Raw genomic sequence first — 9,409 nt, 5'->3', positions numbered from 1 at the left:
GCGGCACCAGCCTCGGCGGGATCGGCGGCAACCGCAAGCACTACGGGCAACTGCTCGACGTGACGCACCTGCCCCATACCCTGCAGCCTCACCTCGCCTTCACCCGCGGCCAGGCCGAGAGCGGCGCCGAACTCGCCAATGCCCTGCTCGACCAGATCGCCCTGCACGATGCCTCCAATATCGCCGCGGTGATCGTCGAGCCGATGTCGGGCTCCGCCGGAGTCATCGTGCCGCCGAAGGGTTATCTCGACCGGCTGCGGGAGATCTGCACCGCCCATGACATCCTGCTCATCTTCGACGAGGTGATCACCGCCTTTGGCCGCAGCGGCGCGATCACCGGTGCCGAGGCCTTCGGCGTGAAACCGGACTTGATGAACATTGCCAAGCAGCTCACCAACGGTGCGGTGCCCATGGGCGCGGTGATCGCCTCCAGCGAGATCTTCGATACCTTCATGCATGCGGGCGGGGCCGGGCACGCCATCGAGTTCTCCCATGGCTACACCTATAGCGCCCACCCGGTGGCCTGTGCTGCCGCCCTGGCCTCCCTCGACCTGCTCGAGCGGGAGGACTTCCCCGGCCAGGTTCGCGCCATTGCCCCGGTATTCGAGGAAAAGCTGCACGCCCTCAAGGGAAGACCCCATGTGGTGGATATCCGCAATCACGGCCTGGCCGGAGCGATCCAGCTTGCCCCCCGAGGCGGCGACCCCACCGTGCGACCTCGCGATGCCCACATGGCGCTCTGGAATGCGGGGTTCTATGTGCGCTACGGCGGCGACACCCTGCAGTTCGGCCCACCCTTCGGCTCCACGGAAGTGGAGCTGGAGCGGCTCTTCGACGCCGTGGCCTCGACCCTCGATTCCCTGACGTAAACCCTACTCAGATTGCTCGCGACCGCCAGCCGGGGCTCTAACCGATTACATCAGTGATTGTGTCGGTGCAGCAGTTCATCTGCATCGGCACTCCCATCGCTTGCGCTCTGGACCCGCACATGGATTTCCATCTCTCCCCGCTCGGCAAAGGTCAGGGACATCGGGAAACTATCGTCCTCCCGCAGCGGTGCGACGAGATTCATCAACATCAGGTGATACCCCCCTGCCGGGCGCATGGTCAGAAGGGTGCTGGCGGGCACTTCGATTTCGCCGACAGGAAACATCCGCATGACGCTGCCCTCCATGGCCATGTCATGAAACTCGACGGTATCGCTGGCGGGGGTGCTCGCCCCTACCAGTACGTCGGGCTCGTCGCCGGCGATGGATATGTCCATGTAGACGGCAGCGTGGTCGACACTGGGCGGAGAGGGCGTGGCGAAGGGGTAGGTGATCAACAGATCATCCAGCCGATACTCCTGTGCCATGGCCGAAGCAGCCATCGACAGGGTGGCGGCCAGCATCAGAACAAACATGGGACGCATGGGGTGAAATCCTTGTGCGGCTTGTGAATACACTCAGACACCCTTAAGGGTAGCAGCTCCCTGACACCCCCTGCCCGGGTCAGGAGGCTGGCATGCCCCGATAGTGGCCATCCCACATCAGCACCGCACCCGCCACGGCACCGGGAAGCAGGAAGAGATTGGCCAGCGGGATCCAGGTGATCAGGGTTACCCAGGCCCCGTAACTCAGCGTTGGCCAACGGCGTGACGCCAGGCGACGCCGCATGTCGGCGAAGCTGACCTTGTTGTTGTCCATGGGGTAGTCGAGATAGGTGATGGCCATGATCCAGGCGGAGAACAGGAGCCAGAGCAGCGGGGCGATCAGATTGACAGCGGGAATCCAGCTGATTGCGAACAGAAGCGCCATCCTGGGGAGGATATAGCCGAGCTTGACCAGTTCACGGCCCAGCGCATCCACTGCCGTCCTGGCCAGGCCCCGATCATCCAGGGGCGGCCGCCCGGTGGCCAGCACCTCTACCCTGGCGGCCAGGAAGCCATAGAAGGGCGCGGCAATCAGGTGCGTCACCAGGGTGAAGGTGAAAAACACCACCAGCACCAGGCTGAGCACGAACAGCGGCCAGATCAGCCAGGAGAGCCACTCCAGCCAACCCGGTACCATAGCCATCCAGCCGTCGAGCCAACCACCGAAGTGGGTGACCACGTAGAACAGCATCAGGCTGTAGACCACCAGGTTGATCCCAATGGGCACGAAGACGTAACGACGCATACCCGGTGAGTAGGCAAGCCGAGTACCACGGACCAGGGCCGTGAAGGCATCCAGCATGGTGTTTCCTCATGGCGAGAGGGTGGTGGTGGTGAGCGAGCCCGGGTGACAGGTTGTCGCAAGGCTGGAGCCAGGGGGACCTTGCCGTATAAGATGGCGCACAGGCGCGCTGCAGCGCAATATCATTCAGCTCGTTTTACCCCATACCGACCACAGACAACAACAAGCCGAGCAGACGACCCATGACCGACCTCGACGATGTGCCCGCCCCCCAGGGACAGCTGACGCTCAAGCTACTGGCTTCCCGCCAGGATACCAATCTGTATGGCGACATTCCCGGCGGATGGCTGGTCAGCCACATGGATCAGGCCGCCGAGCTGGCAGCCGGTCGTGAAGCCGGTGGCCGCACCGCCACGGTGGCCATCGAAGCCATGGACTTCCTGTGCCCGGTTCGAGTGGGCTCGACGGTCAATATCTTCACGGCCGTTCGTGAGATTGGCCATAGCTCGGTCAAGATCGACGTGGAAGTCTGGAGCCGCCAGCCCCACGAACGTGATGGCGACGAACTCCACAAGGTCACCGAGGCCCGTTTCGTGATGGTGGCACTGGACGACAAGGGACGGATCCGCGCTGTCCACCAGAGCGCCTGAACCATTCTGCACACCCAAAAAGACAGGGGCGCCGTATGGCGCCCCTGTTCAGCTTACTCTGCCTTGTGCGATCAGTCCCGGAGGTTATCACGGGTCTTGAGGTAGTCGAATTCACCCACGTCGTGGAACGGACGTACCAGGTTCTGGAAGGCCTGATAGGATTCGTAGACCTTGGCGGAATCCGGATCGTTCTCCACCTGATTCTGGATGACCTGCTGCGAGGACTCGTAGAGTGCCTCCACGACATCATCGGGGAAGGTGCGCAGTTGGACGCCGTGCTCCTCCACCAGTGTGTCCAGCGCCTGGGCGTTGCGATAGGCGAACTCACTGATCATCGCCAGGTTGGAGGCTCGGGCCGCCTCGGTCACTACCGCCTTGAGATCGTCCGGCAGCGCGTTCCAGGCATCCAGATTGACAGTCCCCTCCAGCACGGCAGTGGGCTCGTTCCACGGCGAGGTGTAGTAGTAATCGGCGACCTGATGCAGGCCGAAGGCCATGTCGTTGTAGGGACCAACCCAGTCAGCGGCGTCGAGCACGCCGGTCTGCATGGAGGTGAATATCTCACCGCCCGGCATGTTGACGGTGGTGACACCAATACCATTCATCGCTTCACCAGCCAGACCCGGCAGGCGCAGCTTGAGCCCCTGCATGTCATCTAGCGAGTTGATCTCCTCCTTGAACCAGCCGGCCATCTGCGCACCGGTGTTGCCCACGGGGAACGGCTTGAGGTTGTGCTTGGCATAGACTTCGTCCCACAGCTCCTGGCCGCCACCATAGTAGAGCCAGGCGTTGGTTTCGGTGGTGTTCATGCCGAACGGCACTGCGGTGAAGAACTGTGATGCGGCAACCTTGCCCCGCCAGTAGTAGGCGGCGGAGTGGCCCATCTCGGCGGTTCCGGCGGCAACGGCGTCGAAGACTTCCATTGCCGGCACCAGCTCACCGGCGCCGTGCACGCGGACGCGCATTCGACCGTTGGAGAGCGTCTCGATGCGTTCGGCAAAATCATTGGCGCCGGTGCCCAGGGCGGGGAAGTTGGTCGGCCAGGAGGTGACCATGTCCCAGGTGATGGTTTCCTGCGCGCTGGCCGTGGATACGAAAGCGGCTGTTACGACGCCGGCGGCACCGAGGCCGACGGTCTTGAGGCTATTCTTGAGAAAAAGGCGGCGTTGCATGGCGTACGTGACTCCAAGGGTGATTATTCTGATTCGCGTCTTGTGCTGCGCGATGTGTCCGCCTGAGAGTATGCGTAAGGACATATTGGGCAGCAAGCACGCCTTTTGACGTAGACGTCAACGACAGGCGCTCTCAGAGCGGGGTGAGCTTGGCAAACCCCAGCACCAGCCACTTGTCACCCTCGCCTTCGAAGCTGACCTGGACCCGGGCGCGCTCCCCCTCGCCCTCGGCATTGAGGATCACCCCTTCGCCGAACACCGGATGCAGCACCCGCTGCCCCAGGCTCAGGCTGGGAAGGTCGCCACCGCCATTGACCGAGGTCTGGCGGGAGAGCCCGACCGCTGGCCGCATGGCCGTGACCGGTCGGGATATCTGCCCACGCAGTCGTACCTCTTCCATGTACTCGGCGGGAATCTCACGCAGGAAGCGCGAGGCCCGCTGGAAGGTCTCCTTGCCGTGCATGCGGCGGATCTCGGCATAGGTCAGGTAGAGCTTGCGCATGGCCCGAGTCAGCCCGACATAGCAGAGCCGCCGCTCCTCCTCGAGGCGCCCGGGCTCCTCCAGCGACATCCTGTGCGGAAACAGCCCCTCCTCGACCCCGGCGATGAATACCACCGGAAACTCCAGCCCCTTGGCGGAGTGCAGCGTCATCAGTTGCACACCATCTTCAAATTCGTCGGCTTCGTGCTCGCCGGCGTTGAGTGCCGCCTCGGAAAGGAAGGCTTCCAGTGCCACGCCGCCCTCCCCCGTCTCCGGTGGATCCAGCGCCTCGCCCTGGGTGAAGGCGCGGGCGGCATTGATCAGCTCCTCGAGGTTCTCGACCCGCGCCTGCCCCTTCTCGCCCTTCTCGCTACGGTGATGCTCGATCAGCCCCGAATGCTCGATCACATAGGCGATGATCTCGTGCAGCGACATGCCGGCGGTCTCATTGTCCAGCCGCTCGATGAGGTCGGCGAAGGCCTGAATGGCATTGCCGGCACGCCCCTTGAGCGAGGCGTCGGCGAGCCCGTCATGCAACGCCTGCCACAGCGTGACGTCGGTGTGACGGGCACGTTCACGCAGGATCTCCACAGTTCGGGTGCCGATGCCCCGGGCCGGCACGTTGATGATGCGCTCCAGGGAGGCATCGTCGTCGCGATTGAGCAGCAGGCGCAGATAGGCCAGGGCGTTGCGAATCTCGAGACGCTCATAGAAGCGATGCCCACCGTAGATGCGATAGGGCATTCCCTGGCGGATCAGGGTCTCTTCCAGCACCCGCGACTGGGCGTTGGAGCGGTAGAGAATGGCGATCTCGCGGCGATTGTAGCCCTCGTCGACCTTCTCCTTGATGGTATCGACGATGAAGCGCGCCTCATCCAGGTCGTTGAAGCCGGCATAGAGCGAGATCGGTTCGCCGCGACTGCCTGCCGTCCACAACTCCTTGCCCATGCGCTCGGCGTTGTGGCTGATCAGGCGTTGGCGGCTTCCAATATCGCACTGGTGGAGCGGTAGTTCTGCTCCAGGCGAACGGTGCGAGTATCGCGAAACTCCAGCTCGAAGCGGCGGATATTCTCCACCCGGGCGCCGCGCCAGCCGTAGATCGACTGGTCGTCGTCGCCGACCACCGTCATCGGCGTCTTCATGCCGGAGAGCAGCTTGAGCCAGGCATACTGAAGGGTATTGGTGTCCTGGAACTCGTCGACCAGCACATGGCCGAAGCGCTCCTGGTAGTGGGCCAGCAGTGCCGGGTTGTCGCGCAGCAGCTCCAGGCTGCGCAGCAGCAGCTCGCCGAAATCGACCAGCCCGCCCCGCTCGCAGGTCAGCTGGTAGCGTTCATAGAGGTCCACCATCTGCGCCAGGTAGGCATCGCCATGGGCATCCACCTGGTGCGGCCGCAGCCCCTCCTCCTTGCAGCCGGAAATGAACGACTGCACCTGCCGCGGCGGGTAGCGCTCGTCATCGACGTGATTCTCCTTGAGCAGGCGCTTGACAAGGCGCAGCTGGTCGTCGCTGTCGATGATCTGGAAATGCTGGGGCAGGCGGGCGTCCTGCCAGTGGGTACGCAACAGGCGATGGGCGATGGAGTGGAAGGTCCCGACCCAGACGTTGCGCAGCGACAGGCCCAGCAGCGCCTCAAGGCGGGTGCGCATTTCCCGCGCCGCCTTGTTGGTGAAGGTCACGGCGAGCACCGCGTAGGGCGACAGGCCCTCGACCTGCATCAGCCAGGCGATGCGATGCACCAGCACGCGGGTCTTGCCGGAACCGGCCCCGGCCAGCACCAGCATGTTGCCCTGGGGAGCACTGACCGCCTCGTGCTGGGCGGGGTTCAGTTGATCGAGAATCGCCGTGACGTCGTCCATGGAAAGGGTGCTGCCGCTCGAAAAATGAGCGCTCAGCTTAGCATATCCTGACTACGCAGAAGACTCGGCAGAGGACGCCGCGTTGGCGTGATCGTTGGTGTCGGCAACACCGCCGGGAGGCCTTCGGCCTCCAGTCGCGATCTGAAGATGCTCCTACAATGGCGTGGCAGCGTCATGGAGAAAATCGCTGTCGGAGGACGATTTATCGCCGGGTAAGCCACGTCTTCAGGCCACTACGGCTTGCCTTCCTGCTCGGGAAACCTCAGCGGCGTCAGGCTCTTCTTCACCGCCTTGAGCTGCTCGGCGAGCCTTGGGCCGCGGGTCTTGGCCACCCCTACCGCCAGCACGTCGACCAGCACCAGGTGGGCGATACGCGAGCTCATCGGGGTGTAGATCTCGGTATCCTCGTGCACGTCGATGTAAAGCGGCAGGGTCACCTCCTCGGCGAGCGGCGAGCCACTGGGGCACAGCCCGATCACCGTGGCACCGGCCTCGCGGGCCAGGCGCACGCTGGCGACCAGGGCCCGGGTCCGGCCGGTCTGGGAGATGGCCACCACCACATCGCCCTCCTTGAGGGTCACCGCCGACATGTTCTGCATGTGCGGGTCGGCATAGGCCGCGGTGGATATCTGCAGGCGAAAGAACTTGTGCTGGGCATCGAAGGCGACCGCACCGGACGCACCGAAGCCGTAGAACTCCACCCGGTTGGCCATGGCCAGTGCCTGGATCGCCCGGCTCAGGGCCTCGTTGTCCAGCCGATCACGCACCGAGAGCAGGGTGCCCACGGTGGAGTCGAAGATGCTCTGGGAGAATTCGGCTACCGAATCATCATCGTTCATGGAGAACTGGGCGAACTGGCTGCCCGAAGCCAGCATCTGCGCCAGCTTGAGCTTGAAGTCCTGGAAGCCGTTGCAACCCAGCGCCCGGCAGAAGCGCACCACGGTGGGCTCGCTGACCTTGGCTTCGGTGGCCAGGTCGACGATGCGCATGTGGATCACCTCGTCGGGGTTGCGCAATACGTAGCGCGCCACCTTCTGCTCGGAGCGGCGAAAGTGCTCCATGCGGCGTCTCATTTCATCGAACAGGGCGCGGCTCACGCTGAACTCCTTGGTTGGCAGTCGCAGGGTTCAGTATGCCCCATCACGAAGTCGATATGGAATTTCGGCCCCTCTACGTGGAATGACCCACTTAGTCATCATCCTGTCAAGTGGGGTATAGTAGAAAAGCCGAGTCGCCATCGAGCTGGGTGACGGCATGCCGAAACAGCTCGGCAAGCAGAAGATAGGCAAGAGGATACGACAAAGAAGAAGAGGGAGAGTCGATCATGAGCAAGATCGAACGCGTAACTTCCGTAAAGAGTGAGCTTCTCGACATCTTCATGAGCTTGAAAGTCGCCGAACACGAGAGACGCTCACGCACCGCCGCTCAGCGCAACCTGCGGGCGCGTCGCGGCATCGAGCTGCACAACGAATTCAAGCAGCTGGAGCGAAATATCGCCGATCTGGCCGAAGACGAGAAACATTGACGACGGCCGCCCGTCGGCGGCCGTCCAAGGCAGTCATCCAAGCCCCGCCCGGCGGGGCTCAGGGCCCTGTCACCCCAGCAAGCTGTTGATGAACACCAGGATCACGCCCACCGGCGCAATATAGCGCGCCACCACATACCAGAGCGTCTCGCTGCCGGCGCTCAGGTTCAACTCCGCGGCGACGCTCTTTCGATCCAGGCACCAGGCCACGAAGACGATGGCGCCAAGACCGGTCAGCGGCAGCAGGATCGTGCTGGTGAAGGTATCCAGCAGGTCGAATACGTTGAGGCCGAAGATCAGGAACTCGTCCCAGACGTTGAACGACATCAATGCTGCGATGCCCAGCGCCCAGACCGCAACGCCACCGGCCAGCGTGGCCATCACCCGGGTCAGAGGCGACCGCTCCTCCACGAATTCCACCACCGGCTCGAGCAGCGATATGGCAGAGGTCAGTGCGGCGAAGGTCAGCAGCAGGAAGAACATCAGGCCGAGGATGATGCCACCGGTCATGTTACCGAAGGCCAGCGGCAGGGTGACGAAGATCAACCCCGGCCCCTCCCCCGCGCTCAGGCCGTTGGCAAAGACGATGGGGAAGATGGCCAGCCCCGCCAGCAGCGCAATGCCGGTATCCAGGATGATCACCGTGCGTGCCGTGCCAAGCAGGTTGACGTCCTCACCCAGGTAGGAGCCGTAGGCCATCATGATGCCCATGCCCAACGATAGGGTGAAGAACGCCTGGCCCATGGCGGCCAATACGATATCACCGCTCAAGGCACCCCAGTCAGGGCGGAACATGAAGGCCAGTGCCTCGCCGAAGTGACCCGTGGTCATGCCATAGCCCACCAGCACGATCATCAACACCACCAGCGCCGGCATCAGCGTGCGCACCGCCCCTTCCAGACCCTTGGTCACGCCGCGAGCGACAATCCATACCACCAGGGCCATGAAGCAGTATGCCAAAGCAGGAGTACCCCGGGGTTGCCCAGCAGCCCACCGAAGATGGCACCGACGCTGTCGGCATCCTGGCCGGTGAAGGTACCGGTAACGGAGTTGAGGGTGTAGTAGAGCGACCAGCCACCAATGACACTGTAGAAGGATAGGATCAGGAAGGCGGCCAGCACGCCACTGACCCCGACCAGCGCCCAGGCCCTGGTTTGCCCATTGCTGGAAGCCAGTTTCAGCATGGCATTGATGGGGTTGTTCTGGCCACGGCGACCAATCATCCATTCGGCGACGAGTATCGGCAGGCCGATCACCGCGACACAGGCCAGATAGACCAGAACGAAGGCGGCACCTCCGCTCTCTCCCACCATGTAGGAAAACCGCCAGATATTGCCCAGCCCCACTGCAGAGCCGGCAGCGGCTAGCACGAAGGTCATCTTCGACGACCACTGTGCATGGACGAGTTTCGACATGAATCACCTATTATTGTACATGCGAGTGTTAGACAAGGTTATTGATATGTAACAAGACAGAAAAGCAGTGCTAATGCAGTGTTTTTGCCCTTTATTCGGCAAATTTATCCGATAATTGACGCTATTACCAGTAATTCATCGACGAGATGCGGCG

At 62.8% G+C, this 9,409-nt stretch carries 7 protein-coding genes and 2 pseudogenes; 3 read left to right on the top strand and 6 right to left on the bottom strand.

Annotated features, from left to right (window positions below; all coding sequences use genetic code 11):
- Positions 1 to 869, top strand: an 869-nt coding sequence (locus tag Q427_RS22400; RefSeq protein WP_043517410.1) for an aminotransferase class III-fold pyridoxal phosphate-dependent enzyme, incomplete at its 5' end; no start/stop codon positions are given.
- Between the two features lie 50 nt (positions 870 to 919).
- Here the strand turns inward: Q427_RS22400 and Q427_RS22395 are convergent.
- Positions 920 to 1,411 (bottom strand): copper chaperone PCu(A)C, encoded by a 492-nt coding sequence (locus Q427_RS22395; RefSeq protein WP_231613860.1) that lies wholly within the window; start codon positions 1,409 to 1,411, stop codon positions 920 to 922.
- A 79-nt stretch (positions 1,412 to 1,490) separates the two neighbouring features.
- A complete protein-coding gene (gene cysZ / locus Q427_RS22390) occupies positions 1,491 to 2,213 on the bottom strand; it encodes a sulfate transporter CysZ (RefSeq protein WP_043517408.1) in 723 nt (240 codons plus the stop codon).
- Positions 2,214 to 2,395: 182 nt separating this feature from the next.
- Here cysZ and Q427_RS22385 point away from each other — a divergent pair, with 182 nt between their 5' ends.
- Positions 2,396 to 2,803 (top strand): acyl-CoA thioesterase, encoded by a 408-nt coding sequence (locus Q427_RS22385; protein WP_043517406.1) that lies wholly within the window; start codon positions 2,396 to 2,398, stop codon positions 2,801 to 2,803.
- 71 nt (positions 2,804 to 2,874) lie between these two features.
- On the opposite strand, the gene Q427_RS22380 is transcribed toward Q427_RS22385, so the two are convergent.
- The 3 genes and pseudogenes from Q427_RS22380 to hexR form a co-directional block, all read right to left on the bottom strand.
- Entirely contained in the window at positions 2,875 to 3,975 is a 1,101-nt protein-coding gene (locus tag Q427_RS22380; protein ID WP_043517404.1) for a TRAP transporter substrate-binding protein, read from the bottom strand.
- A gap of 133 nt (positions 3,976 to 4,108) precedes the next feature.
- A pseudogene (uvrD, locus tag Q427_RS22375) lies at positions 4,109 to 6,315 on the bottom strand (DNA helicase II).
- Between the two features lie 233 nt (positions 6,316 to 6,548).
- Positions 6,549 to 7,412 (bottom strand): transcriptional regulator HexR, encoded by an 864-nt coding sequence (hexR, locus tag Q427_RS22370; protein ID WP_043517402.1) that lies wholly within the window; start codon positions 7,410 to 7,412, stop codon positions 6,549 to 6,551.
- Positions 7,413 to 7,639: 227 nt separating this feature from the next.
- Here hexR and Q427_RS22365 point away from each other — a divergent pair, with 227 nt between their 5' ends.
- Positions 7,640 to 7,840, top strand: a complete 201-nt coding sequence (locus Q427_RS22365; RefSeq protein ID WP_043517401.1) for a PA3496 family putative envelope integrity protein — start codon at positions 7,640 to 7,642, stop codon at positions 7,838 to 7,840.
- A 69-nt stretch (positions 7,841 to 7,909) separates the two neighbouring features.
- Here Q427_RS22365 and Q427_RS22360 read toward each other — a convergent pair.
- A pseudogene (locus Q427_RS22360) lies at positions 7,910 to 9,255 on the bottom strand (sodium-dependent transporter).
- Positions 9,256 to 9,409 lie beyond the last annotated feature (154 nt).

The sequence above is a fragment of the Halomonas sp. BC04 genome, assembly GCF_000568385.1.
The sequence above is the reverse complement of the archived record's forward strand: the minus strand, read 5'-3'. Positions and strand labels throughout refer to the sequence as shown.

What these genes read in the sequence shown, in the direction of transcription:
- Q427_RS22385 (WP_043517406.1), top strand. Translation starts at nt 2,396, where the DNA reads ATGACCGACCTCGACGATGTGCCCGCCCCCCAGGGACAGCTGACGCTC.
- Q427_RS22365 (WP_043517401.1), top strand. Translation starts at nt 7,640, where the DNA reads ATGAGCAAGATCGAACGCGTAACTTCCGTAAAGAGTGAGCTTCTCGAC.
- cysZ (WP_043517408.1), bottom strand. Translation starts at nt 2,213, where the DNA reads ATGCTGGATGCCTTCACGGCCCTGGTCCGTGGTACTCGGCTTGCCTAC.
- Q427_RS22395 (WP_231613860.1), bottom strand. Translation starts at nt 1,411, where the DNA reads ATGCGTCCCATGTTTGTTCTGATGCTGGCCGCCACCCTGTCGATGGCT.
- Q427_RS22380 (WP_043517404.1), bottom strand. Translation starts at nt 3,975, where the DNA reads ATGCAACGCCGCCTTTTTCTCAAGAATAGCCTCAAGACCGTCGGCCTC.